This is a genomic window from Sphingomonas glacialis (assembly GCF_014653575.1).
Lineage (GTDB): Bacteria > Pseudomonadota > Alphaproteobacteria > Sphingomonadales > Sphingomonadaceae > Sphingomonas > Sphingomonas glacialis.
The window spans coordinates 956573-981797 of the sequence record NZ_BNAQ01000001.1 but is presented as its reverse complement, the minus strand read 5'-3'; the positions used below and the strand labels follow the sequence as shown (position 1 = coordinate 981797).

At 64.8% G+C, this 25225-nt stretch carries 24 protein-coding genes and 1 tRNA gene; 6 read left to right on the top strand and 19 right to left on the bottom strand.

Annotation, left to right across the window (positions count from 1 at the left end):
• Positions 1 to 239 precede the first annotated feature (239 nt).
• The 14 genes from IE187_RS04670 to IE187_RS04605 all read right to left on the bottom strand — a co-directional run bounded on the left by IE187_RS04670 (position 240) and on the right by IE187_RS04605 (position 13336).
• A complete protein-coding gene (locus tag IE187_RS04670) occupies positions 240 to 695 on the bottom strand; it encodes a DUF2141 domain-containing protein (protein ID WP_189675278.1) in 456 nt (151 codons plus the stop codon).
• The gene (locus IE187_RS04665; RefSeq protein ID WP_189675277.1) at positions 692 to 1138 is read right to left on the bottom strand and encodes a hypothetical protein; all 447 of its coding nucleotides are present in this window, start codon (positions 1136 to 1138) and stop codon (positions 692 to 694) included. The genes IE187_RS04670 and IE187_RS04665 overlap by 4 nt, the downstream gene beginning before the upstream one ends.
• A gap of 2 nt (positions 1139 to 1140) precedes the next feature.
• Positions 1141 to 1428 carry a 4Fe-4S dicluster domain-containing protein gene (locus IE187_RS04660; RefSeq protein WP_189675276.1) on the bottom strand — a complete coding sequence of 96 codons (288 nt, stop codon included), beginning with the start codon at positions 1426 to 1428 and terminating at the stop codon, positions 1141 to 1143.
• Positions 1421 to 3268 (bottom strand): isoprenylcysteine carboxylmethyltransferase family protein, encoded by a 1848-nt coding sequence (locus IE187_RS04655; protein WP_189675275.1) that lies wholly within the window; start codon positions 3266 to 3268, stop codon positions 1421 to 1423. Before IE187_RS04655 ends, IE187_RS04660 begins: the two co-directional genes overlap by 8 nt.
• Before the next feature lie 5 nt (positions 3269 to 3273).
• Complete coding sequence (locus IE187_RS04650) at positions 3274 to 4422, bottom strand: type III polyketide synthase (protein ID WP_165954496.1); 1149 nt, start codon at positions 4420 to 4422, stop codon at positions 3274 to 3276.
• A complete protein-coding gene (locus IE187_RS04645) occupies positions 4416 to 5498 on the bottom strand; it encodes a MupA/Atu3671 family FMN-dependent luciferase-like monooxygenase (RefSeq protein WP_189675274.1) in 1083 nt (360 codons plus the stop codon). Before IE187_RS04645 ends, IE187_RS04650 begins: the two co-directional genes overlap by 7 nt.
• Positions 5495 to 7552: an AMP-binding protein gene (locus IE187_RS04640; RefSeq protein ID WP_189675273.1), complete on the bottom strand. Its 2058-nt coding sequence runs from the start codon at positions 7550 to 7552 to the stop codon at positions 5495 to 5497. The genes IE187_RS04645 and IE187_RS04640 overlap by 4 nt, the downstream gene beginning before the upstream one ends.
• Positions 7552 to 7770, bottom strand: coding sequence for a hypothetical protein (locus IE187_RS04635; RefSeq protein WP_189675272.1), 219 nt, complete (start codon positions 7768 to 7770; stop codon positions 7552 to 7554). Before IE187_RS04635 ends, IE187_RS04640 begins: the two co-directional genes overlap by 1 nt.
• Positions 7771 to 7963: 193 nt before the next feature.
• A complete protein-coding gene (locus IE187_RS04630; RefSeq protein WP_189675271.1) occupies positions 7964 to 8350 on the bottom strand; it encodes a hypothetical protein in 387 nt (128 codons plus the stop codon).
• A gap of 513 nt (positions 8351 to 8863) precedes the next feature.
• Positions 8864 to 8938 (bottom strand) — tRNA-Glu (locus IE187_RS04625).
• A gap of 79 nt (positions 8939 to 9017) precedes the next feature.
• On the bottom strand, positions 9018 to 10781 hold the full coding sequence (gene recJ, locus IE187_RS04620) for a single-stranded-DNA-specific exonuclease RecJ (RefSeq protein ID WP_189675270.1): 1764 nt from the start codon (positions 10779 to 10781) through the stop codon (positions 9018 to 9020).
• Between the two features lie 64 nt (positions 10782 to 10845).
• Positions 10846 to 11526, bottom strand: coding sequence for a prolyl hydroxylase family protein (locus IE187_RS04615; RefSeq protein WP_189675269.1), 681 nt, complete (start codon positions 11524 to 11526; stop codon positions 10846 to 10848).
• An 85-nt stretch (positions 11527 to 11611) separates the two neighbouring features.
• Positions 11612 to 12685 (bottom strand): RcnB family protein, encoded by a 1074-nt coding sequence (locus IE187_RS04610; protein ID WP_189675268.1) that lies wholly within the window; start codon positions 12683 to 12685, stop codon positions 11612 to 11614.
• Between the two features lie 111 nt (positions 12686 to 12796).
• Positions 12797 to 13336 carry a (2Fe-2S)-binding protein gene (locus IE187_RS04605; RefSeq protein WP_133189456.1) on the bottom strand — a complete coding sequence of 180 codons (540 nt, stop codon included), beginning with the start codon at positions 13334 to 13336 and terminating at the stop codon, positions 12797 to 12799.
• A 170-nt stretch (positions 13337 to 13506) separates the two neighbouring features.
• On the opposite strand from IE187_RS04605, the gene IE187_RS04600 reads away from it, so the two are divergent.
• Positions 13507 to 14304 carry a DODA-type extradiol aromatic ring-opening family dioxygenase gene (locus IE187_RS04600; protein ID WP_189675589.1) on the top strand — a complete coding sequence of 266 codons (798 nt, stop codon included), beginning with the start codon at positions 13507 to 13509 and terminating at the stop codon, positions 14302 to 14304.
• Between the two features lie 35 nt (positions 14305 to 14339).
• Here IE187_RS04600 and IE187_RS04595 read toward each other — a convergent pair whose 3' ends face one another.
• Positions 14340 to 14522, bottom strand: a complete 183-nt coding sequence (locus IE187_RS04595) for a hypothetical protein (protein ID WP_133189452.1) — start codon at positions 14520 to 14522, stop codon at positions 14340 to 14342.
• A gap of 103 nt (positions 14523 to 14625) precedes the next feature.
• The gene (locus IE187_RS04590; RefSeq protein ID WP_189675267.1) at positions 14626 to 15387 is read right to left on the bottom strand and encodes a class II aldolase/adducin family protein; all 762 of its coding nucleotides are present in this window, start codon (positions 15385 to 15387) and stop codon (positions 14626 to 14628) included.
• Between the two features lie 138 nt (positions 15388 to 15525).
• Here IE187_RS04590 and IE187_RS04585 point away from each other — a divergent pair, with 138 nt between their 5' ends.
• Complete coding sequence (locus IE187_RS04585; protein WP_133189448.1) at positions 15526 to 16812, top strand: sugar MFS transporter; 1287 nt, start codon at positions 15526 to 15528, stop codon at positions 16810 to 16812.
• On the opposite strand, the gene IE187_RS04580 is transcribed toward IE187_RS04585, so the two are convergent.
• The 3 genes from IE187_RS04580 to IE187_RS04570 form a co-directional block, all read right to left on the bottom strand.
• The gene (locus IE187_RS04580; RefSeq protein WP_189675266.1) at positions 16809 to 17936 is read right to left on the bottom strand and encodes a CaiB/BaiF CoA transferase family protein; all 1128 of its coding nucleotides are present in this window, start codon (positions 17934 to 17936) and stop codon (positions 16809 to 16811) included. The genes IE187_RS04585 and IE187_RS04580 overlap by 4 nt on opposite strands.
• Before the next feature lie 105 nt (positions 17937 to 18041).
• Positions 18042 to 19226 (bottom strand): acyl-CoA dehydrogenase, encoded by a 1185-nt coding sequence (locus tag IE187_RS04575; RefSeq protein WP_133189444.1) that lies wholly within the window; start codon positions 19224 to 19226, stop codon positions 18042 to 18044.
• Between the two features lie 109 nt (positions 19227 to 19335).
• Positions 19336 to 20592 (bottom strand): TetR/AcrR family transcriptional regulator, encoded by a 1257-nt coding sequence (locus IE187_RS04570; protein ID WP_189675265.1) that lies wholly within the window; start codon positions 20590 to 20592, stop codon positions 19336 to 19338.
• 144 nt (positions 20593 to 20736) lie between these two features.
• Here IE187_RS04570 and IE187_RS04565 point away from each other — a divergent pair, with 144 nt between their 5' ends.
• From IE187_RS04565 to IE187_RS04550, 4 genes are all read left to right on the top strand, one after another.
• Positions 20737 to 22014 carry an acyl-CoA dehydrogenase family protein gene (locus IE187_RS04565; protein ID WP_189675264.1) on the top strand — a complete coding sequence of 426 codons (1278 nt, stop codon included), beginning with the start codon at positions 20737 to 20739 and terminating at the stop codon, positions 22012 to 22014.
• A gap of 114 nt (positions 22015 to 22128) precedes the next feature.
• Positions 22129 to 23214 carry a Zn-dependent alcohol dehydrogenase gene (locus tag IE187_RS04560; protein ID WP_189675263.1) on the top strand — a complete coding sequence of 362 codons (1086 nt, stop codon included), beginning with the start codon at positions 22129 to 22131 and terminating at the stop codon, positions 23212 to 23214.
• Positions 23214 to 24269, top strand: a complete 1056-nt coding sequence (locus IE187_RS04555; protein ID WP_133189436.1) for a phosphotransferase family protein — start codon at positions 23214 to 23216, stop codon at positions 24267 to 24269. Before IE187_RS04560 ends, IE187_RS04555 begins: the two co-directional genes overlap by 1 nt.
• A 107-nt stretch (positions 24270 to 24376) precedes the next feature.
• Positions 24377 to 25141 carry an SDR family NAD(P)-dependent oxidoreductase gene (locus tag IE187_RS04550; protein WP_189675262.1) on the top strand — a complete coding sequence of 255 codons (765 nt, stop codon included), beginning with the start codon at positions 24377 to 24379 and terminating at the stop codon, positions 25139 to 25141.
• The last annotated feature ends 84 nt before the right edge of the window (positions 25142 to 25225 follow it).

The window sequence follows — 25225 nt, the reverse complement described above, 5'->3', positions numbered from 1 at the left end:
CTCACCACGGCACACAGGACAAGGCCGATCAACCTTCGCGTGTAAGCCCCAGGTGCCCGATGCAGTCCCGCGCGGTTCGTCGTCAGACAAAAAATCAATCGTCTCCTTTGCCGCAAGTGGGCGATAGGAAAAAATAATCGATCAGAATCAGTAATATGCTAAAAACTAGATCTATATTTATGAAGTGACGCTGAGGGCCGCAAATCCTGCGAAAGATACGACGGTTTTATCCGATCAGTCTATCTCTGATTGAGACGAATTTGAATATAGGTCGGGTCATTGCCAACCATGAAACGCGCTTGCGCGAAGTCGGGAGGTTTCATCCAGACTTTAAGATTGTTGCTCCAGCCAAGCCCTTCCTTGGGCAGTACGCCGAGCGTCATATCGAGCTTCTGGTTGCTGTTTTCATCATGAAAGGCGGTGATCGCGGCCGGGCCGGTTTCGACGCCTTGGAAGACGCAGGTTGCCGTTCTGCCCGATAGTGTCCCGATGATCCGCTTGGCTGCCAGTTCGGGCTGGCGGGGAAAGCCCTGGGCCGAGCGGAACAGCGTGCAGTGCATCTGGCCGCTTCCGGTTTTCAGGTTTGATATCGTCACGACGATGCTGGAACGCGCGGGCTCTTGCGCTGCACCTGTACACGGTGCGGTTGCGGTGGCGGCTGCGACAGCGAGCAAAGCAAAGTTTTTCATCTTCATGACTCTTTCCTAGTCTCAGGGCGAGTGTTGCGCTGCCGGTGGAGGGAGTCCGGCTTGCCGCGCGTGTCGAGGATCACCGCACCCAGAAACAGGGCCATGCCGGCAAGCGCAGTCGTCGCCCCCAGCTTGAACACCCAATCCAAGTCCGAACCCAGCGCGCGGAGAGCGTGGGCGAGGGGTAGCACCAGCCCGCCGCAACCCGACATCAGGAGATTGAGGAACGACCAGCGCGGCCGGGCTGGCGAATGGCGGTAATAGCCCCCCATCAAGGCGAGCGTGACCCAGCCGAGCAAGTTGAGATGCGCGTGTGCGGCGATCAGGGTATAGTCATCCCTCAGGCCCATCAGCGCGCCGACGCCCATGCCGCCCAGGCCGCACAGTGCTGCCAAGCAGAAGAAATATTGCGAGATGCGGCGCTGTCCGCCGTCAGTGTTCGATGGCATCGTTACCGCCCTCCATCGGACAAGAAATAGATCGCCTGTTCCGGGCAGACGGCTTCGCACATGCGGCAGCCGCGGCAGGCGGACGGATCGACCAGCACGGCCTGTTGCCAGCCATGCGCATAGCCCTTTAGGATTCCCCGCAGCGAAAGCCCTTGCCGTTCGACCTTGGGCAGCGGTGCCACCACAAGCGCGTCCCATGGGCATGCAGGCACGCAAGCGGCTTTGCCTTCGCAGCGGTTGCGGTCGATGATCGGCCGGTGCGCGCTTGGGTCCGCGTTCGGGTCAGTCATGGACCAGCCCCCGCCGTTCGGCTTTCAAAACGCGGCGATAAGCCAGTTTGTTAACCATCAACACATCCTTGCTGCTGGAGTCACGGTCGAGACGATAGCCACCCTTGGACAGGAGATCGAACGCTGTGCGGCGTGCCTTGCTGGCGGTCAGGTATGTCGCAATCAACTGCGCCTGCCACTCGAAGACGCGCCAGTGCGCGCCGATGGGATGGATCAATCCAACGAAGAAGAGCGTCGGTTCATCTCGATGGAAGATCTGCCGCCGCAGCGCGCTTTTACGCTCCGGGTCAGTCGGCTGATGCTTGGGATCGAGGAAAGGGAAATCGGCGCGATACCCGGTACTGCACACGATCAAGTCGATGGCATCGCGGTTTCCATCTGCAAAGGCGACGTGTCCGTCATCAAGCGCCGCCACCGGCCCGCGATGGATGATGTCGCCGATCGCGTAGAAGGTATAGACTCGCTGATCCATGGTGGGCGGTGGCGGGCTGTCATCTATTGTGTACGGTGGGATCCCTAATTTGGCATTTGTCGCGCCGGAAACGCGAAGCACCGTTTCGGACATCAGCGCGATCATTCGAAACATGCTGGTCAATGGTAAGCGCGCCAGCAGCGCACCGATCAACGGCGGCGGCGACTCCATCATCGCTTCGGTGGGGTGACCCATGAAAAACCGGGGTGTGCAAATGAAGCCGCGGCGCGTGCTATGGTAGACGGCTTTCGCGACAGCCGCAGCGTCGCACAGCACATCCATGGCGGATTGGCCCGCACCGATCACGAGCACGCGCTTCCCGGCGACCGTCTCGGGGCCGGTATAGTCTTTCGAATGGAGGATTCGCCCGGCAAACGGGCCGTTGAGGTCCGGCATCCGCGGGGTGTCGTGGTGGCCGCTGGCGACGATCAAATGGCTGAACCGGCCTTGCGTGCCGTCGGCAAAATGCAGCTGCCAGCCGCCCGCGTTGCGGCGTGCGCTTTCAAGCGCGCGTCCGCACTGGACATGATCGCGCAAGCCGCACGATTCCGCATAGTCTTGCAGATAGGACAGTACGAGATCGTGGCGCGGATAGGTCGGAAAGGCGTCGGGCATCGGCTGATCCGAGAAAGCCTGTGCCGATTTGGGCGAAACAAGGTGCGTGTTGCGCGCGACGCCGCTGCCACTGTCGGCGTGCCACAACCCGCCAATATCCTGCCGCCGTTCGAATACGGTGATCGCCACATTGGCATCCAGCAGCGCCTTGGCGGCGGCCAGCCCGGCGGCACCCGCACCGACGATAGCCACATGTCGCTCGGTCTCGGGGCTGTGCAGGTCGGCGCGCGCGACCTGCGCGCCGGCGAGCGCCGATTCTTCGACCGCGCGCCGTCCAGAAAGGAGGATTGCCTCCAGGACGCCAAACGCCAGCGCCGTCATCCACGCGCCATGGATCATCGGGACGGCCGCAATCTCGATCATCACGCCGAGCCAGTTGGGATGGCGCACCACCGCATAGATGCCGCCGGTCTCCGCTGCCTCGCCTGGCTTCACGATCGTCGGCAACGTCCAGCGCGACCCGAGGCGGACCATCGCCAAAACGCGCAGGCCGAGCGCGATCAAGGCCATGCAGATCGCCACACGGCCGATCGAGCGATCAAAGGCGCGGTTCAGCCAGTGCACTTCCGCGAGCATCGCGACGATCCAGCCGCACCTGAGCGCAATGTTGGCCCGGCCGATCCCGCTAGCATCGACATTGACCGCGCCGTGCGCCAGCCGACGCACGACATTATGTCGGCTATACAAAGCCAACCCGATGAGCTGGGCCGCCGTCACTGCAACCACGACGTCGAACAGGGCAAGCGGCGCCATGGCGGTCAGTGCCAGTGGACTAGCGTGGCTTCTTGCGAGAATCCTGGACCCATCGCGACGAGCAGCCCGTTGCGGTTCGTGGGTCGGTCGCCGCCGCGCATGATGCGATCCAGCATGACCAATACGGTGGCCGAAGAGATGTTGCCCAAGTCCCGAAGGATATCGCGGCTCGGGCGCATCATCGCTTCCGACAGCTTGAACGCGTGTTCTGCGGCGTCCATGATTTTGGGACCGCCGGGGTGAAGCGTCCAATGGTCGATATCTGCGACGGCCAGATTGGATTCAGCCAGCATCGGCAGGATGACATCGGCCAACGCCTCCCCGACAAAGGTCTTGACCTCGGGCCGCAGGATGTTGCGCATGCCTTCGTCGATATAGTCCAGCCCCATGATGTGCGCCGTATCCGGCACCCAGTTTGAGCGATTGTCGATGACGGACAGCACGGCCCGGTCGGCCAGTGGATGTTCATCTCCCACCAGCATCACTGCACCCGACCCGTCACCAAACAGCGCCGCCGTGACAATCGCCATGACGATTTCGCCATAGAGCTGAGGCTCGCCTTCCAGGCGCGTAATCATCTTCTGAAGATCCGCTTGAACCGAACCCTGCCAGAGGCCGGATGACAGTTCGCAAGATATCAGGATCGCCGCCTCGTCGGGATGACCCGCGAGATAGTCTGCCACGCGATTGATGCCGGCAACTCCCGCCATGCACCCAAGGCCGGCTAGCGGCATCCGCCGCGTGCTTCTTCCGAAATCGATCCGGTTCATCAGCCGGGCTTCAATGCTGGGGACGGCGGGCGTCAGGGTGACGGAAGCGATCAGCGAAATGTCGCGCGGGCAAAGTCCGGTATCGGCGAGCAATGTTCGGACGTTCGTCTCGGAATGGGCCACGCATGCCTCGACTGCGCTAGCGGCCGAATGCGCGATGGTCGGCGGCGCGCAGAAATTGCTGACGCTGAATTCAAAATGCCGTCCGTCGACGCGCACGTTGGCAAAAAGACTTGCGACAAGCTGCCGTGAGAAATCGAGATTGTGCTTGTCGAGGAACGCCACAATCGTTTCGGCGAGTTCCGCCTGAGTGTAATAGGTCGCTGGGAGAGAACTGGCGGACGCGACGATATGCGCCTTAGGTCGGGTGGGCGGCTTCAGCATGAAAGAACCTCCTCGGGTGGGGACGTATCTGCTTGATCCAGGAGGTGGTTCTGCACGGCGGCGATGCGGCTGATCCCGGCTAAGGCTGCGTCGGTCGCCACGCCAAAATCCACCAGACATGCAATCTCCGTCACGCCGATCGCGCGGAGCGCGTCGGCGCGGTCGGCGCACTCCTGCGGAGTTCCACACAGCGAGTGCGTCCGCACATAGCGTTCGAAGGCGAATTCGATGACTCGGTCCCGATCGGCATCGCTCAGTTCGTCAAATGCCGGAAATTGCTGTTTCCACAAATCGGTCGAGTCGCGCAGATACCCGAGCAGCGGCTGACGGACGGCGCGACGCACACCCTCCCGGCTCTCGCCGACATAGGTATGCAACATCAGCGTGACCTGCCCAGGCCCGGCATGCCCGGCTTTCTCGCGTGCCTCGCGGTAGCATGTGATTTTTTCGGCTAGCTCGGCTATGGTCTGAAACAGCAGCGCGGTCAGGACGTTGGCGCCCAGCTCGCCGGCTTGTCGAAAGCGGTCGATCGACCCCGAGCATGTCAGCCAGAGCCCGAAACCATCCTGTACCGGCCTGGGAAAAGTTCGGACATCGGCCACCCCACCGATACCGTTGCGGCGCGTTTGCGGGGTTCCTGCCCAGAGCGACGAAACGATTTCGATCCCGTCGTGCAAATTTGCCAGGCGGCCGGCAAAGGCGTCTGGCATCAAAACGAAATCGTTCGGGTTCCAGCCCTGGCCGAACCCGAGATCGACTCGCCCGTCGGACAGATTGTCGACAACCGCCCATTCCTCGGCGATCCGGATCGGATCGTTGAGCGGCAGAATGACGCTGCCCGCACGAATGCGCAGCCGGCTGGTGACCGCGGCCACTGCCGCGCCGACCACCGCCGGGTTCGGGAAAGCGCCGCCAAAGCGGTGGAAATGGCGTTCCGGCAACCAGACGGCCAAGAGCCCTTCTCGATCGGCCACTCGGCAGGCGTCCATCAGATAGCTGTAAATCCCGTCGGGACTTTTGACGCCATCGCTGGCGAAGAACATGAGGCTGAACCGCATGGTCGTGCCGCTGCTCACGCGTTTTCGATCAACTGTCCGACGCCCCGGATAGAGACGCCGTCGAAATAATGCTCGACCTCAATTTCGACCCCGAATTTTGCGCTGATTTCGTGGGTCAATTGCAGTTGCGAAAGCGAATCGATCCCCATGTCGATAATCGGCGTGTCGCACCGCACCAGATCCCGGTCGATCTTGAGATTGCGCGCCACCAATTCGAGCAGCCACGCCTCGGTTTCTGACCGGGGGTGTATCGCCGCGTCTGCATCTGCCGCCAGAAGTTCGGTCGTCGTACCAGGGAGTGCCAAACGGTCATCAAAGGTCAGGCAATCGAATTCCCCGTCGGCGTGCATGTCTCTTGCGCGCGACCGTTGAACCTTGCCGCTGCTTGTCCGGGGCAGCGCGCGGGGCCGGACCAGTCCGACCGCAATACCGGCTAGCTGGAATTCAGACGAAAGCGCGCTGCGCATCGCCGCGACAATGTCTGCCGAGTCTATTTTGCTCAGCATTTCGCGCCGGATTTCGGCAATAAGAATGATATCCAGCGGGTTGGACGGCTCAGCTTGGAAGGCGATAACACCGCTTGGCTCGATCGCGGGATGCGAGCGCCACGCGGCTTCTTCCAGATCCTGCGGATGATAATTGAGCCCGCGCACGATGATCAGGTCCTTGATGCGCCCGGTGACGAACAACTGGCCATCCGAGACGAAGCCGAGGTCTCCGGTCCGCAGATAGCGCTTGGGCTCGCCGTCGTGGTTGTTCAGCATGGCGAACGGCTGGGGCTGGTCGGGCGCGTCTGCGGCATTCGCGGCCCAATAGCCCGGTGTGACGCTCGGTCCCGACACCCAGATTTCCCCGCAGCGGTTCTGCGGCAATCGCTCTCCCGTCGCCGGATCGGCGATCACCAGATCATGCCCCGAGATAACGCTGCCACAGCTCACAAAGGGCTGAATTCCAGCGGCGCTGCGCGTCCTAAACACCACGCGCCCGTGTTTGAGATCGGTCTTGTCGACGTAACGGACAGCTGCCTGATCTTGCACCGACACGCCCGTTACCATCAACGCGCTTTCGGCCAGGCCGTAACAGGGGAGGAACGCCTTGCGGCTGAACCCGCACTCCGCGAATTTCTCGCAAAAGGCTTCGAGGACTCCGCTCCTGACCGGCTCCGCCCCGTTGGTCGCGACGTGCCATCCCGACAGGTCGAGATCGGCGGTCACGGCTGGGCCAATTCGGTCAACGCAATGTTGATAGGCGAAATTCGGCCCGCCGCTATAGCGCGCTTTCGTGTCGACAATGGCCTGAAGCCAACGGGCCGGATTGCGCACGAACTCGGTCGGCGCCATGAAGTATAGGGTAACGCCGGAATACAGCGATCCCAACACCATGCCGATCAAACCCATGTCATGGTACATGGGCAGCCAGCTGACGGCTGTTTCGCCGGAAGTTGCACCCATATGGCTGGTGATGGCCGCGACATTGGCCAGCAGGTTCGCATGGGTCAGGACCACGCCCTTTGGCGCGCTGGTCGATCCCGACGTATATTGCAGCAGCGCGATTTCGTGTGGCGTCGCGACCCATTCCCCGACATCGGCGCCGAACTCTGTATCGACGGCGACGAGCCGGTCTGGCGATAGCGAAAGTCCCCCGAATTTGGAGACAATTCGGTGGTGCACCGCCGTGCTGGCCAGCACCCACGACGCCTCGCAATGCGTGATGATGCGCCGAGCGGTCAAAGCATCGCGTTGCGGCGGATAAGCGGGAACCGGGATCGCGCCTATCCACTGGCAAGCCAGAAAGCTGGCGATGAAATCTAGGCTGGAGGGAAAGAGCAGAACAACCCGCTCGCCGTGCCGTACGCCAATCGACTGGAGACCGGCACCGATGGACCCAGCACGCGAGCGGAGCGCTCCATAGGACAGCGCGCCAGCCACCTGACCATCCTGCAAATGGACGAAGGCGCGCGTATCCGGCCGCTCTTCCGCCAGGATCCTCAACCGCTCGAGGATGGTCTGTGCAACCGTAACGCCCCTAGCGGGCGTCGACAGCGACGGTGCAGGAATGATGGCGGTGCGCATCACGTCTGCATCGCGTTAGCGTTGCTAGCGAACCCGCCGATCGCGACGGTTTGCCAAATTTCTGGTAACGTCTGGCGACGCGCGCGCGGCAATTCGATGTTATGTTGCCTGCGGCGATCCACCGCCTCGGTGATGGAGCAGAGGGTATCCCAATTTTCGGGAATGTCGGGCCGAGTACTATAATTACAAAACGCCGTAAAAATATAAGAGTTCTTCATACCCCCTCCCGACTAAATAAATTACGGCAATAGAGATTCATAAATATGGGTTTACATCAAATACGATTTATAAATTTGTATAATTCAAATAAATGTATTTGATCGTTCGTAGTAATTAAAAGAAGCATATGCATATTCTGATTGATGAGCAATAATTCTAGGTAATCAATGTAGGTAACTAAGGCGATTCTGGTTATAATTCGTACGCCTTCGAGCCAAAATGGATTTTTATAGCGGCTGGTGACCCTGTCGGCGTCCCTTCGGCATAACGAAGCCGGTTTCGGCATTCGTCGGGCGGAAACAGATCGACACGGTGACCGATGCGGTCCCAGCGTCCGGAGCGATTTTTTGCCTTGGAGATGGCCATTTCGATCGGGTTCAGACCGGGTGAGTAGCGCGGGAGGAAGCGCGACGTCGCGCCTTTGTCGGCGATGATCGGTGCGGTCTCGGTCTCCTTACGGCTCGAAACGCGGAGGCATCTGACGATGTCACCGCCTTGGAGCGCGGGAACCAGATACTGCCAGGCGTAGTCCAGCAAGACCGCCCGGCTCATCGGTTGACCGACGATCAGCAGTGTCACGATGCCCTTGCGGTCGAGCCCGGCAAGACGGCCGTGATCCTCCGATCGCCAACGAGCGCGAAGCCATTGATGCGCTGCCCTTTGCGCACCTGGCCCTAGCTAGTATCGGAGCATGCTGATCGTGACGCCTGTTTCGTCGCGGAAGATCAGCCGCCTACCGGCAATCATCGACGCAACGTCGCGCCCTACGGTGCGGGCATCTGCCGCATCAGACCGGAACTGCTCCCGTCGTGGACGCCTTTCGCCAATTCCGCGCTGCGTATGAAACCGGCTGAGCCGCTCGGCATCGGCCGCGACGCAGCACCCGCCGCCGCCCTTCGGTCGACGCCCGCGGAGCGCTGGCGCAGCACCTATGCCGGAGACCGTCGAGTGTTTGACCCTGATCGAAGAAGGGCAACCAATCGTCCAGATAGGCCCGAGGCAGTCCAGTCGCGCCGACACAAAGGGTGAAACCAAAACGCGGATGCGGATCTCGCCGCACCGTCACAAGGCCCAACGATTTTGGTTTGGCGATGGTGACCCCTACGGGAATCGAACCCGTGCTTCAGCCGTGAAAGGGCCGCGTCCTAACCGCTAGACGAAGGGGCCATGCCGGCGTCGCCGGTTGGTTGGAGGCGGTTAGGGAAACTCGCCGCGCCGGTCAAGCCATCTCTTGCACGAAATCGCCTCAATCGGCCCAGGCCGCGTCGTCGATGTGCAATTCGGCGGCCGGCCGCGAGCCCCAATCGTCGATCTTGGCGCGGCCCGCGAGCCACAGGCGGCGGTGCGGCGCGGCGCCGAGCAGCGCCTGGCCGAGCGCGGTGTCGGCCTGGCGGAAGGCGACGGCCTTGAGCGACCCCCCGCCATCGCCCGCGACGATCGCGCGGACATGGCCGTTGCCGACGACATCGGCCTTGATGATCCGCACCGGCCCGGCGACGACGCGCGGCTGCGGCCAGCCCATGCCGTAGGGACCGCCGAGCTCCATCGCGGTGACGAGATCAGGGGTGACCCCGCCCGCGGTCAGCACTGCGTCGAGCAGCAGCGCGCGGTCGCCCATCGCGCGCGCGACCGCGGCTTCGAGTCGCTCGCTGAGGAAGGCCGCGAAGGCATCGACGTGCTCCTCGGCGATCGTCAGCCCGGCGGCCATCGCGTGACCGCCACCCGCGACGAGCAGGCCTTGCTCCTTCGCCGCAAGCACCGCCGCACCGAGGTCAACGCCGCTGATCGAGCGGCCCGAACCCTTGCCGAGTCCCGCATCGTCGAGCGCGATGACAAGGGCAGGGCGGCCGTATTTCTCCTTCAAGCGTCCCGCGACGATGCCGATCACGCCGGGGTGCCAGCCATGCCCTGCGACGACGAGCACCGCGCGGTTGCTCTGATTGAGCGCGATGAGTTCGGCGGCTTCCTGGACGATGCCTTCGATCGCGCGGCGTTCCTCGTTCAAGCGGTCGAGCTCGACCGCGATTCGCTCGGCCTCGGCCGGGTCGCGCGTCGTGAGCAAGCGGACGCCGAGATCGGACTTGCCGACGCGTCCGCCCGCGTTGATCCGCGGGCCGAGCGCGAAGCCCAGATCGGTGCTGGTCGGCGCGCGCGTCAGGCGCGACGCGGTGATCAGCGCATTGAGCCCGATGTTGCGGCGCTGCGCCATCACCTTAAGCCCCTGCGCCACGAAGGCGCGGTTGAGCCCGCGCAGGGCGGCGACGTCGGCGACGGTGCCGAGCGCGACGAGATCGAGCAGGTCGAGCAATTTGGGTTCGGGGCGATCGGCGAAATAGCCGCGGCCGCGCAGCGTGCGGATCAACGCCGCGCCGAGCAGGAACGCGACGCCGACCGCGGCGAGATGGCCGTGCTCGGCGCCCTCGGTCTCATCGAGCCGGTTGGGATTGACGAGCGCGTGCGCGTGCGGGAGCGCGGCGGCGCATTTGTGGTGATCGACCACCAGCACGTCGACGCCGGCATCGCGCGCGGTGGCGAGCGCGTCGAACGCCTGCGCGCCGCAATCGACGGTGACGATCAGCGTCGCGCCTTCGTCCTTGAGGCGCACCAGAGCGGCGCCGGTCGGGCCATAGCCTTCCCGCATCCGGTCGGGGATGTAGGGCCGCGCCTCGAGCCCGAGATCGCGCAGCAGCAGGATCATCAGCGCCGCCGACGTCGCGCCGTCGACGTCGTAATCGCCGAAGATCGCGAGCTGCTCGCCCGCCTGCACCGCATCGGCGAGCCGGTCGGCGGCGCGGTCCATGTCGCGAAAGATCGAGGGGTCGGGCATGAAGCCGCGGATGCTCGGCGCCTTGTGCGCGTCGAGCGCGTCGCGCGGGCAGCCGCGCGCGAGCAGCAATTGCGTAACGAGATCGTCGGGCGCGAAACCGGGATCGCGCGCGTCGGTCTCGAGCATGCGCCAGCGCCAGGGCTGGCCGAGGATCGAATGGCTGATGTTGAGGACGGTGTTCATTGCCCGCCCTCCTACGCGCTTGGCGGAGGAGCGCAAAGCGGAGCGGTCAGCGCAAAGGCTGGGGTCAGGCCTTGATCCACTTCCCCTCGCGAAACCATTTGGTCACGATGTACTTGGTCCCGCTCACCACGGGCATGCCCTCATGGAGCGTCTCGGTGTTGCGGCTGCCGTCGCGGTTCATGTTGTTCCAGGCGAGTAGCAGGCCTTTCTTCGGTCCGACGCGGATGCCGATCTGCGGGAACCAGGTCGCGCCGCCCTCCTCGACATGGTTGAGATAGATCATCGCGGTCCAGGTGCGTTGCCCGCCGGTCTCGATCATCTGCGGCCAATAGGCCTGCTTTTCGTTGAAATAATCGAAATGCGCGCGGAAATGCTGGCCGACGGCGTAGCGTTGGCCCTGCATCGTCTCGCCTTGCACCGGATCGATCCCGAGCAGGTGCGCGATCGCCTCGTCGGTCGGGCGGACGTCGGGCGACCAGCGGTCCATGTCGCAGCTTTCGCTCGTGCGGAACTCCTGGATGTTCTCCTCGGCGAGCACGGTCGAGCGGCGCTTGTTGGCGTCGATCATCGCGACGAGCGCGTCGCAGGTGGCGGCGTCGAGGAAATCGGGGTGCTGATAGATTTGCGCGCCGTCGACCGCGAAGCGCTTGACCGCGGGATTGGCATCGAGCCGCGCCCCGACGGTTTCGCCGAACTGGCGGCGCAGCGGCGAGGCGCCGTTGGGTTTCCTTGCAAAAAGAGCCATGCGCGCGACTTTGCCGCGGGCGGCTCAAAAAACAAGGGGTCCGCAAGCGGCGTGCCTGCGGACCCCGAGGTCGGTCTTCCGGGCCTTACCAGAAGATGTCGTACACCGTGTCGACGACATAGCCGGTGCGGATGTCGACCAGCAGCGCGTCGTTGTAATAGCGCACCCAGCGATACGGACCGTAGGCCGGCGGCAGGCGGTAGTAATCGGCGTCTTCGATCCAGTAATTCTGGTTGAACAGCACCGAACTCAGCGAGAAGCCGACCGAGAAGCGACGATACCCGCCCGACCAGCCCGACGGCGCATAGTAGCGCGGGAGGCGATAGAGATTGCGGTTCTGGGTGCGATAGCTGTTGTAATTGTAGCGGTTGTCGCGCCGCCAATCGCGGTTCCACCCGCCGCGATTGTCATTGCGGTCATAGCCGCCGCCATATCCGACGCCACTGCCACGATTGTAGCCACGATCGCCGAAGCGCCCGTCATTGCCGCGGAAATCGCCACGATCATTGCCGCGGAAATCCCCGCCGCGCTGCTGCCCGTCGAACGCAGGGCGCCCGTCGCGTGGGCCACCTTCGAAACCGGGGCGTCCATCGCGCTGGCCGCGGTTGAAATCCGGGCGGCCGTCGCGCTGACCACCGTTGACGTCGGGGCGACCATCGCGCTGCCCGCGGTTGAAATCCGGACGACCGTCGCGCTGGCCGCCGTTGAAATCGGGGCGGCCCTCGCGTTGCTCGCGCTCGAAGCCCGGGCGGCCGTCGCGCTGCCCGCCGGGAAAACCGGGCTGGCCGGCTTGCACCTGCGGCGGGACAGCTTGCGGCTGGCCGCGATACTCGCCGCGTCCGCCGAAGTCGCGCCCACCGCCGCCCTGGCGATCGGGGCGCTCCTGCTGTGGCTGCTGCTGGGGCTGTGGCTGAGCCTGGACCGGTGCCTGGACCTGAACCGGCTGCTGCACCTGGCCTTGCGGGCGCTGCCAGTTCATGCGGCCTTCGGCACCCGGCATGGCCTGGCGCTCGGGGCGGCCTTCGCCCTGTCCCTCCTGCAGGCCGCGCCGCCCTTGACCGTCGCCGCGGTTTGGCCGATCGCCAGCATCCTGCGCCATCGCGGTGGCGGGGATCAACGCAGAAGCCGCCATGATCGCGGCGAGCAAAGACTTGCGCATCGATACTTCCTTATCTTCGTCCGGAAAGCATTTCCGGTCGTTAAACGCGGTATACTCTGCGCGCGATGAGCCGTGGCTGAATTGCGATGACAGCGTTGCGAAAGCTTTGGCTCATCTTGGCGGGGTCAGTGCTGGAACTTCGCGCGCTGCGTCGGCGGGCGTGATGGCAGGGCGCGGCGGTGCAGCAATCGTCTCGTCGCCGCGCTGGACGCTGGCGGCGAGCAGGATCGCCTCGACCAGTCGTGGATAAATGCCGCAGCGGCACAGATTGGTGATCCCGGCGCGAATATCGTCCTCGCTCGGGTTGCGATTCTTCTTCAGCAGAGCCGATGCGGCCATGATGATACCGGGGATACAGAAACCGCATTGCGTGACGTTCTTGTCGAGGAACGCCATTTGCACCGGGTGCGTGCGATCACGCGACAGGCCCTCGATCGTGGTGACATAGCTCCCCTCGATCGCGCCGATCGTCCGCTGGCACGATCGCACCGCCTCGCCGTCGATATCGACGGTGCAGGCACCGCAGTCGCCGGTGCCGCAACCATATTTGGTGCCGGTCAGGTTCGATGCATCGCGCAGCGCCCAGAGCAGCGGGGTGTTGGGATCGATCCGATACTGCACCGGCTGGTTGTTGACGGTGAAGCGCGTCATGCGTGGCCTCCACGGCGGTGGCGCAGGCGTGGGGCAGGGGCGAGTGGCCGGGACATGCGACGACCATGCCCGCGCGCGACCGGCCCGGCAAGCACGCGGCGAACACCGCGAAACGCGCCGTTTCCGGCTGCGCGATTGTCGGCGCGGCGCCCGCGCCCGATATAGCGGGGATGAAACTTCCAACGCTCTTCATTCCGCATGGCGGTGGCCCGTGCTTCTTCATGGATCCAGCCGGCGGGTTGCCCGACCCGATGTGGCGCCCGATGCAGGCGTATCTTGCCGGATTGATCGCATCGCTGCCCGAGCGACCGCGCGCGATCCTGCTCGTGTCGGGACATTGGGAAACTCCCGAACTCGCGATCAACACCGGCGACGGGCATCCGCTCGATTACGACTATTTCGGCTTCCCGCCGCATACCTATCGGCTCGACTGGCCGTCGCACGGCGATCCTGCGCTCGCGCAGCGCGTGAGCGCGCTGCTCGCCGACGCAGGGATTGCGCATCACGGCGAGGAGCGCGGCTGGGACCACGGCGTGTTCATCCCGATGATGGTTGCGGTGCCAGATGCCGACATCCCGCTCGTCCAGCTCTCATTGCGCGCCGATCTCGATCCGGCGGGACATATCGCGATCGGGCGAGCGCTCGCACCGCTGCGCGACGAAGGCGTGCTGATCGTCGGATCGGGGATGAGCTTCCACAATCTGCGCGCGCGCGGGCCCCAGGTCACGCCGATCGCCGCGGCCTGGGATGTCGCACTGACCGCGGCGGTGACCGATCCCGATCCGGTGGCGCGCGCCGCGCGCGTCGCCGCCTGGAACACGCTGCCCAACGCCCGCTTCGCGCATCCCGAGGCCGAGCATCTGCTGCCGCTGATGGTCGCGCTCGGTGCTGGCGGTGAGGATGCGGCGATCTGCGATTACCGCGATGTCGTGATGGGGTGGGCGGTGTCGGGCTATCGCTTCGGATGAAGCGTGCGGGGCGGCGTTGCGCCGCCCCGCGATGATCAGGCGGGCTTCGCGCCGGGCGTGCCGCACTTGGCGAACTTGCCGTTCAACCGGCACTTGGTCGCGACCGGCTTGGCGGGCGGGCACTTCATGAAGCGGCCCTTGGCGTCCTTGCACGGCGCCGCCATGACGGGTGTCGAGGCGAGCGAAAGCGTAGCAGCGACAAGCAGGATCTTGAGCATTCTTGGTCTCCACACGGTAAGGCCTGACCGAGGTTAGGCGCGTGCCCGTGGGAGGCAAGAGTTCTATAACAGGTTATTGATTAGATTGGCTTTGCTGTGAGGATCAAGCGCGCCAGCCGGTGTCGATCTTGTCGACCAGTCGCACCATCGCCGCGAAATCGGCAGCGCCCGCGCCGCCCGGGACTTGCGCCATGTGCAGATCGCGCTGGTGAACCGCCACGACGTCGGGCGTCACTTCGATCGGCGTTCCCATCGACATTGTGGCGATCTGGATCTCGCACGCGCGCTGGAGCGACCAATGCTTGATGAACGCCTCGGGTAGCGTCTTGCCCATCACCAGGATGCCGTGATTCTTGAGCAGCATCACGCGCTTGTTGCCGAGATGCTCGAGCAGCCGCGCGCCTTCCTCGTCGCGGACCGTCACGCCCTCGAAGTCGTGATAGGCGATCTGCCCGGCGAAGTTGCACGCGTAGAAATTGGTCGCGCGCAGCCCGCCCTCGAGCGAACTGACCGCCATTCCCGCGGTGGTGTGGGTGTGCATGATGCAATGCGCGTCGGGCAAGTGGCGGTGGAACAGCGCGTGCTGGACGAAGCCCGCGCGGTTGACGGGGTAGGGGCTGTCGTCGAGCTTGTTGCCGTCGATGTCGATCTTGACGAGGCTCGATGCCGTCACCTCGCTGAAGTGCAGCCCGAACGGGTTGATCAGGAAGGCGCCGTCCTCGCCCGGGATCTTCAGCGTGATGTGGTTGTAGATCATCTCGGACCAGCCGAGCATCGCGAAGACCCGGTAACAGGCGGCGAGCTCCTGGCGCGCTTCCCATTCGGCTTCGGACATCTCCACGCGGTCGACAGCGGCGGTAGCCATGGCGGACTCTCCTGATCCGGATTGTTCTAGGCGCCGGGTATCGCATGGCATTCTGCGGATTGCCAGACCGGGCGTCGGCGGGGCAAGGGATGCTACGAGAGAGACTGGCGGCGAAAGCGGCCGATTAGGGGATCGCATATGCACATAGAGGCCGCCACGACGCCGCACGGCACCGACGAAATCGCCACCAAGGGGATCAACGCGCCCGACCTGCAGGTCTTCGTGTTCGCCCTGTTCTTCATCTTCGGCGGCATCACCAGCCTCAACGACGTGATCATCCCCAAGCTCAAGGACCTGTTCACGCTGAGCTATGCGCAGGCGCTGCTCGTGCAATCGGCGTTTTTCGCGGCCTATTTCGTCTTCTCGATCCCCGCCGCGGCGATCGTGCGCAAGGCAGGCTATATGCGCTCGGCCTCGATCGGGTTGCTGACGATGACCGCGGGCTGCCTGCTGTTCGTGCCGGCATCGCAGTCGGGCACCTTCGCGGTATTCCTGCTCGCGCTGTTCGTGCTCGCGGCGGGGATCACGATGGTGCAAGTCGTCGCCAACCCGCTGATCTCGCTGCTCGGGCCGCCCAAGACCGCGTCGAGCCGGTTGACCTTCGCGCAGGCGTTCAACTCGCTCGGCACGACGATCTTCCCGTATGTCGGCTCGATCGTGATCCTCGGCTCGCTCGCGAGGATCGATCCCAAGACGCTGACCGGCGCTGCGCTCGACGCCTATCGCACCGCTGAGACGCAGACCGTCGTGCACACCTATATCGGGCTCGCGGTGGCGCTGGTGATCGTCGCGGCCGTCGTGTGGACGCGCCGCAACCGGCTGCAGACCGCGGTCGATGACCAGGGCAGCATCGTCAAGGCGTTCGGGCTGCTCCGCCTGCCGCGCTTTGGTTTCGGCACGCTGTGCATCTTCCTCTATGTCGGCGCCGAAGTTGCGATCGGCTCGCTGATCGTCAGCTATCTGACGCAGGCCGATACGCTGGCGCTCGGTGCCGAGGCGGCGGGCAAGCATGTGCCGTTCTACTGGGGCGGCGCGCTGGTCGGGCGCTTCATCGGGGCAGCCGTGCTGCGCTACGTCTCGCCGGGCAAGGTGCTCGCCGGCGTCGCGATCGCCGGGATCGCGCTGATCGCGCTGTCGACGCACACCACCGGGCTCGTCTCGGGCTGGTCGCTGCTCGCGATCGGGCTGACCAATTCGATCATGTTCCCGACGATCTTCAGCCTGGCGAGCGAAGGCCTCGGCAAGCGTGCGGCCGAGGGGTCGGGCGTGCTGGCGATGGCGATCGTCGGTGGCGCGATCATCCCGCCGCTGACCGGCCTGATCGCCGATCAGAGCGGGCTGCGCTTCGCCATGATCCTGCCCGCGGCCTGCTATGCGATCATCGCCTGCTACGGCGTCTTCGCGCGCAAGCCGGTGGTCGCTTAACCGAGCAGCGCCTCGATCTCGGCCGGAGCGAAGCCCGCTTCGGCCAGGATCGCGGCGCCGTCCTGCGCGCCAGCCATGCGCGGGGCCACGGTTTCGCTGACCGAATAGCGCGGGGCGGGGGCGGGCTGCGTCACGCCGCCCGCGGTCACGAATGCACCGCGGGAGACGTTGTGCGGATGCGCGGCGGCTTCCTCGAACCCCAGCACGGGCGCGACGCACGCCTCGTGCCCCTCGAACGCCGCGACCCATGCGTCGCGGCTGCGCTGCTTGAAGCGATACGCCAGTTCCTGCTTGAGCCGCGGCCAGACGGCCGGCGCAAATTGCGCGTCCCATTCGGCGCCGTCGAGGTGCATCACGCGGCGCAGCGCGGCGTAGAATTGCGGTTCGATCGCGCCGACCGCGATCCACTTGCCGTCGGCGGTCTCATAGGTGTCGTAGAAATGCGCGCCGCCGTCGAGCAAATGGGTGCCGCGCGCGCCACTCCACTGGCCCATGCCGCGAAACCCCCAGATCATGCTGGCGAGCACCGCCGATCCTTCGGTCATCGCGCAATCGACGACCTGACCCGTGCCGCTCGCCTGCGCCTGCAGGATCGCGGCGAGCATCCCGAACGCGAGCATCATCCCGCCACCGCCGAAATCGCCTGCAAGGTTGATCGGCGCGGTCGGCTTGCGGCCTGCTTCGCCGAGTGCGTGGAGCGTGCCCGAGATCGCGATATAATCGATGTCGTGGCCGGGTTCGTGGGCGAGCGGGCCGCTTTGCCCCCAGCCGGTCATGCGGCCATAGACGAGCCGCGGATTGTCGCCGATCAGCACGTCGGGCCCAAGGCCGAGGCGCTCCATCACGCCCGGGCGGAAGCCCTCGATCAGCCCGTCGCACGTCCCCGCCAGGCGGCGCACCGCCGCGACCGCTTCGGGCTGCTTGAGATCGAGCGCAATCGTCCGGCGCGAGCGGAGTAGCGGGTCGCGCGTCGGATCGGTCAGCCCCGGCGGGCCGGGACGTTCCACGCGGATCACCTCGGCGCCGTGGTCGGCCAGCATCATTCCACAGAACGGGCCGGGCCCGATCCCCGCCATTTCGAGGATCCGCAGGCCGGCGAGGGGGGCTGATGCTTGGCCGTTCATCCTATCCTCCGTCAGTCCCGCAAAGGCGGGAATTCCGCTTCTTCCCGCCGCTAGAAGAAGCGGGACCCCCGCTTGCGCGGGGGTGACGGGAAGGGCGGTATCCCATCAGAACGCGGCGATCCCCGTGATCGCGCGACCGAGGATCAGCGCATGGACGTCGTGCGCGCCCTCGTACGTGTTGACCGTTTCCAGGTTCATCATGTGGCGCATGACCTGATATTCGCCCGAAATGCCGTTGCCGCCATGCATGTCGCGGCTCATCCGTGCGATGTCGAGCGCCTTACCGACATTGTTGCGCTTGACGATCGAGATCATCTCGGGCGCGAACTTGCCCGCGTCCATCAGGCGGCCGACGCGGAGCGACGCCTGTAGCCCGAGCGCGATCTCGGTCTCCATGTCCGCGAGTTTCTTCTGGTAGAGCTGGCGCCCGGCGAGCGGGGTGCCGAACTGGTTGCGGTCGAGCCCGTACTGGCGTGCGGCATGGAAGCAGAATTCGGCAGCGCCGAGCGCGCCCCAGCTGATCCCGTAGCGCGCACGGTTGAGGCAGCCGAATGGACCCTTCAGCCCCTGGACGTCGGGAAGCAAGGCATCCTCTGACAGCTCGATCTCGTCCATCAAGATCATGCCGGTGATCGAGGCGCGCAGCGACAGCTTGCCCTCGATCTTGGGCGTGGCGAGGCCCTTGGCGCCCTTTTCGACGATGAAACCACGAATGCCGTCGCCGTGCGCTTCGGACTTCGCCCAGATGACGAACACGTCGGCGATCGGCGAATTGGAGATCCAGGTCTTGGCGCCCGACAGCAGATAGCCGCCGTCGATCTTCTTCGCGCGCGTCGTCATGCTGCCGGGGTCCGATCCGGCATCGGGTTCGGTCAGGCCGAAGCAGCCGATCCATTCGCCGCTCGCCAGCTTTGGCAGATACTTCCGCTTCTGCGCTTCCGAACCATAAGCGAAGATCGGGTACATCACGAGGCTCGACTGCACCGACATCATCGAGCGATAGCCCGAATCGATCCGCTCGACCTCGCGCGCGACGAGGCCATAGGCGACGTAGGACGCGCCGACGCCGCCATATTCCTCGGGAACGGTCGGGCCGAGCAGGCCTTGCGCACCCATCTCGCGGAAGATCTCGGGATCGGTGGTTTCGTTCTGGAAGGCGTCGACGATGCGCGGGGCGAGCTTGTCCTGCGCATAGGCGCGCGCAGAGTCGCGGATCATCCGCTCGTCATCTTCTAACTGATCGTCGAGGAAGAAGGGGTCTGCCCAATCGAAACGCGCCATGTCGGCCATGTCAGGTCCTTTGATTTCCACGTCGCCCCGGCGGAAGCCGGGGCCGCTGGATTATGACGCGAAGATCGTGCCCCAAACCCAGCGGCCCCGGCCTGCGCCGGGGTGACGACTATTGTTGTAAGATCCGGTCGTCGAACAAGCCGAACGCCAGGGTCGAGGCATAATATCCGATCGAGCGCTCGCGTGTCATCGTATGTGCCCATTTGCGCATGTCGAACGCCGCATTCTGCATCGCCATCAGCGCCTGCGCGGCGATCAGCGGATCGACCGGGCGGATCGAACCCTCGGCGATGCCGTCGCTCATCGTGCCCGCGAAGCGGCGCGCGATACGGTTCGAACGGTCGACCATCTGCGTGCGCGATTCGCTCGGCAGGCCCGACAGCGCCGTGGTGCGCAGCAGTGGCCCACGTTCGGAAAACTGGACGTCGAGCAAGGTCGCGATCGTCCCCGACAGCCGCCCCCAATGGCTCCCGCCGCGCTCGTCGGCGAGCCGCTGCGCGTCGGCGACGGTATCGAGGCTGCGCTTGTAGCACGCGAGCACCAGATCGTCCTTGGCATCGAGATGGTGGTAGAAGCTGCCCTTGGTGACGTTGAGCTCGGACGCGATCTTCTGGACCGAGGCACCGCGATAGCCGAGCTGGTTGATCAACCGCGTCGCCGCCAGCAGGAACGCCTCGCGCCCGGGCTCGGGCTCGTCATGCGCGAGGTCGATCAGCTCGGGGTCCCAGGTCGCTTTCGGCCCGGCGATGCCGTGGGCAAACACGTCCATCAGCCGTTCCTCGATCCGCGGATATTGATCGGGATCGTAGCGCGTCAGCCAGATCGGCAGCCAGAAGGTGTTCTCGAGCAGCACATGCGCGCGCCCGCCGTGGAGATCGGTCTGCGCGCGGTTGGCGGCGGGGCCCCACAGGCTGCGCGTCTTGCGGAACACTTCGCGCCAGCCCGCCATCAGCCGGCCGAGCACGGGCTCCTCCATCGCGCGCAGATCCGACAGGATCGCGAACGCGGTCTCTTCGCCGCGCTGGATCCGGGTGAGCCGGATCATGTTGAGCGAGAGGTATTTTGCGACGCGCGCTTGCGGCGTCGGCTCGAGCAGCGATTCGTCGAGCATCGCCAGCAGCTTTTCGAGCGTGTACTCGAAGCAGGCGGCGGCGAGGTCTTCCTTGCGCTTGAAATAATAGGTCACGCTCGTCGTGTTGAGCCCGACACGGCGCGCGACATCGGCGAAGGTCATGCCCTTGGCGCTCTGTTCGTTGATCGCTTCGGCCGCTGCAGCGAGGATCGCGTCGCGCTTGGCGCGGAAGCGCTTGGTGCTGGTGTCGGAGTCCAGGCTCTCGGCGGTCGGAATGGTGTCGTTGGCCTCCATGCGGCAATCTGTAACATCATCTTTTAGAAGAAACAGTCCCTTTCGTGCGCGCGGGCAATGCGTGGCTTTTCCACGCCAAAGACGCTTTACCGAAAACGCGGTACGGTATACCCAGCCTCCCAACGACCCGATTGGAGAGAGCAGATGGACTTCAGCTTCAGCGAACGCGAGATCTATTTCAGGGATCGTGTGAAGGGGTTCATCGACCAGCAGATCCGCCCGCGCCAGGCCGAATATGACGAGCAGCACCATAGCGGCGAGCGCTGGAAGGTCATTCCCGTCATCGAGGAGATGAAGGAAAAGACCAAGGCGGCCGGCCTGTGGAATTTCTTCATGCCGCCGCATTCGGGGCAGAGCCATGTCGACGATTCGTTCGTCTTCGAGGGCACGCAGCTGACCAATCTCGAATATGCGTTATGCGCCGAGGAGATGGGCAAGGTCGGTTGGGCGAGCGAATGCTTCAATTGCTCGGCCCCCGACACCGGCAATATGGAGGTGCTCCACCGCTACGGCACGCTCGAGCAGAAGGAGCGCTGGCTGCGCCCGCTGATGAACGGCGAGATCCGCTCGGCCTTCCTGATGACCGAGCCGGCGGTCGCTTCGTCCGACGCGACCAATATCGAGACCTCGATCGTGCGCGATGGCGACGAATACGTCATCAACGGCACGAAATGGTGGTCGTCGGGCGTCGGCGATCCGCGCTGCAGAATCGCGATCACGATGGGCAAGACCAACCCCGACGCCTCGCGCCACAGCCAGCAGAGCCAGATCCTCGTGCCGATGGATGCGCCCGGCGTGACGATCAAGCGGATGCTGTCGGTCTATGGCTATGACCATGCACCGCACGGCCACGGCGAAGTCGTGCTGGAAAATGTCCGCGTTCCCGCCGAGAACATCCTGCTCGGCGAGGGCCGCGGGTTCGAGATCGCGCAGGGGCGCTTGGGGCCGGGCCGCATCCATCACTGCATGCGCACGATCGGCGTCGCCGAGACGGGCATCGAGGCGATGGCCAAGCGGCTGCTGAGCCGCGTCGCGTTCGGCAAGCGGATCGCCGATCAGTCGGTGTGGGAGGAGCGCATCGCGCGCGCGCGCATCGACATCGAGATGACGCGGCTGCTCTGCCTCAAGGCCGCCGACATGATGGACAGAGCGGGCAACAAGTCGGCGCAGCAAGAGATCGCGATGATCAAGGTGCAGGCGCCCAACATGGCGCTCAAGATCCTCGACGATGCGATCCAGGCGCATGGCGGTGGCGGTGTCTCGGGCGATTTCGCGCTGGCGCATGATTGGGCCGCGATGCGCACGCTGCGCTTCGCCGATGGGCCGGACGAAGTGCACAACCGGGCGATCGCGCGCAACGAGTTCGGCAAGTACGCGGATTTGCCGGCGGCGGTCGCGGCGAAGGACGCGGTGCGGCGCTAAACCAACCGTCACCCCGGCCTTGTGCCGGGGCCCACCGCGCTTTGCGTACGATGCGTGAGTGGTGAGGTGGACCCCGGCACAAGGCCGGGGTGACGAAGAGAAAAAGAGGGACACGTGAAAGCAGCCATCCTTTACGCCCCGAAGACCGAGTTGGTGATCGACGACATCGCGATCTCCGACCCCGGCCCGCGCGAAGTGCTGATCCGCACCGTGGCGTGCGGGGTGTGCCGCAGCGACCTGCACTTCGTCGACGGTGCCTTCCCGCACCCGATGCCGACGGTGCCGGGGCACGAGGCGGCGGGGATCGTCGAGGCGGTCGGTTCGGACGTCGCGCATCTCAAGGTCGGCGACCATGTCATCACCTTCTTCACCGTGTTCTGCGGCGCGTGCGAGATGTGCGTCACCGGGCGGCCGTCTTTGTGTGTCGATCCCTCGACGCGGCGGCCCAAAGGCGCACCGCCGCGGTTGGCGCTGAACGACGGCACGCCGCTCGCGCCGTTCCTCAATTTGTCGGCGTTCGCCGAGATGATGCTGGTCCACGAGAATGCCTGCGTCGCGATCAGCAAGGAAATGCCGCTCGACCGCGCCGCACTGCTCGGCTGCGCGGTGATCACTGGGGCTGGGTCGATCTTCAACGACAGCCAGTTGCGCCCCGGCGAAAGCGTCGCGGTGATCGGCTGCGGCGGGATCGGGCTCGCCGCGATCAATGCCGCCAAGATCGCCGGCGCGGGGCAGATCATCGCGATCGACCCCGTCGCCGACAAGCGCGCGCTCGCCGAAAAGCTCGGCGCAACGCACACGCTCGATTCGAACGATGCTGACCTCGCCAAGAAGGTCTTCGGGATGACTGGCGGGGGCGTGCATTACGCGATCGAAGCGGTCGGGCGGAGCAATACTGCCGAGCTCGCCTGGACGATCCTGCGGCGCGGCGGCACTGCGACGATCCTCGGGATGATCGCGCCGGGGAACGACGTGAAGATTGCGGGGCCGACCTTCCTGACGGGCAAGAAGCTGCAAGGCTCGCTGCTGGGCTCGACGCGCTTCCCGATCGATTTGCCGCGGCTGGTGCAGATGTATCTCGACGGCAAGCTCGACCTCGACACGATGGTCGCCGAGCGGATCAAGCTCGAGGACGTCAACCACGCGCTCGCAAACTTGCGCACCGGCGACACCGTGCGCTCCGTGATCGAGTTTTCGTGATGGACGATTTCGCGCCCCAGACGATCGCCGTTCCCGAGAAGGACCGGCTCGACGAGGCCGCGCTGACGGCGTGGATGGTCGCCAATGTCGAGGGCTTTGTGGGGCCGCTGAGCTACGCGAAGTTCGCCGGCGGGCAGTCGAACCCGACCTTCAAGATCGAGTCGCCGTCGGGCACCTATGTGTTGCGGCGCAAGCCGATGGGGGTGCTGTTGCCCTCGGCGCATGCGGTCGATCGCGAATACCGGGTGATCGCGGGGCTCTATCCGACCGGCTTCCCGGTCGCGAAACCCTATGGGCTGTGCACCGACCCCGCGGTGATCGGCACCGATTTCTACGTGATGGGCTTCGCCGATGGGCGCAATCTGTGGGACGGCACCTTGCCCGACTACACGCCCGGTGAGCGTACCGGCATCTACAATGCGATGTGCGACACGCTCGCGGCGTTGCATAATACCGACCATGTCGCGGCCGGGCTCGGCGAATACGGCCGACCTGGCAATTATTTCGAACGCCAGGTGGCGCGCTGGACCAAGCAGTATCGTGCGTCCGAAACCGAGCCCATGCCGCAGGTCGAGAAACTGATCGACTATCTCGGCCGCACCGTGCCCGAGCAGACACGCACCTCTGTCGTCCATGGCGATTACCGCATCGACAACATGATCTTCGACAAGACCGAGCCGCGCGTGATCGCGTTGCTCGACTGGGAATTGTCGACGCTCGGCGATCCGCTGGCGGACTTCTCCTATTTCCTGATGAGCTGGGTGACGGCGCCCGAAGGGCGGTCGGGGGTGCTCGGGCATACCGGGCCGGCGACGGGAATCCCGACGATCGAGGCGATGGTCGAGCGCTATTGCGCGGCGACGGGGCGGGACGGCGTGCCCGATCTCAACTGGTATTTCTCGTACAATCTCTTCCGGCTGACCGGCATCGTCCAGGGGATCAAGAAGCGGATCGTCGAGGGGACCGCGTCGAGCGCGCAGGCGGAGAAGTCGGCGGCAGGCGTGTACCGGCTGGCCGATGCGGCGTGGGATTTCGCGGTGAAGGCGGGGGCTTAGTTTCTTATTCCCCTCCCGCTTGCGGGAGGGGTTAGGGGAGGGAAGTGGCGGAGCGCCTGCGGACAGGCCCACCCCCAGCCCCTCCCGCAAGCGGGAGGGGAGCAAGAATGTCGCAATTCGATCTTACAGGCAAAGTCGCTATCGTCACCGGGTCCTCGCGCGGGATCGGCAAGGCGAGCGCGTTCGAGCTTGCCGAACACGGCGCCAAGGTCGTCATCTCGAGCCGCAAGCAGGACGCCTGCGATGCGGTCGCCGCCGAGCTCAACGCGCGCTTCGGCGACGGCACGGCGATCGCGGTTGCCGCCAACATCTCGGACAAAGCGGGGCTCCAGCACCTCGTAGACGCCACCCGCATGGCGTTCGGCCAGATCGACGTGCTCATCTGCAACGCCGCGTCGAACCCCTATTACGGCCCGCAAGCCGGGATCGCCGACGAGCAGTTCCGCAAGATCCTCGACAACAATATCGTGTCGAACCACTGGCTGATTTCGATGGTCGCGCCCGAGATGCGCGAGCGCCGGTCGGGCAGCATCGTCATCGTCTCGTCGATCGGGGGCTTGCGCGGATCGACGGTGATCGGCGCGTACTGCATCTCCAAGGCCGCCGACATGCAGCTCGCGCGCAACCTCGCGCAAGAATTCGGGCCCGACAACGTCCGCGTCAACTGCATCGCGCCCGGGCTGATCAAGACCGATTTCGCGCGTGCGCTGTGGGAGGATCCCGAGCGGATCGAGGCCGCGAACAAGACCGTGCCGCTGCGCCGGATCGGCGAGCCCGAGGAGATTGCCGGTGCGGTCGTCTTCCTCGCCAGCGCGGCGAGCAGCTTCATGACCGGGCAGACGATCGTGCTCGATGGCGGGGTTACCATCTAGCGCCGTCGCCCCGGCGGAGGCCGGGGCCGGTGTGGCTTGGCACGCGTGTGCCTCAAACGAAACGGCCCCGGCCTTCGCCGGGGC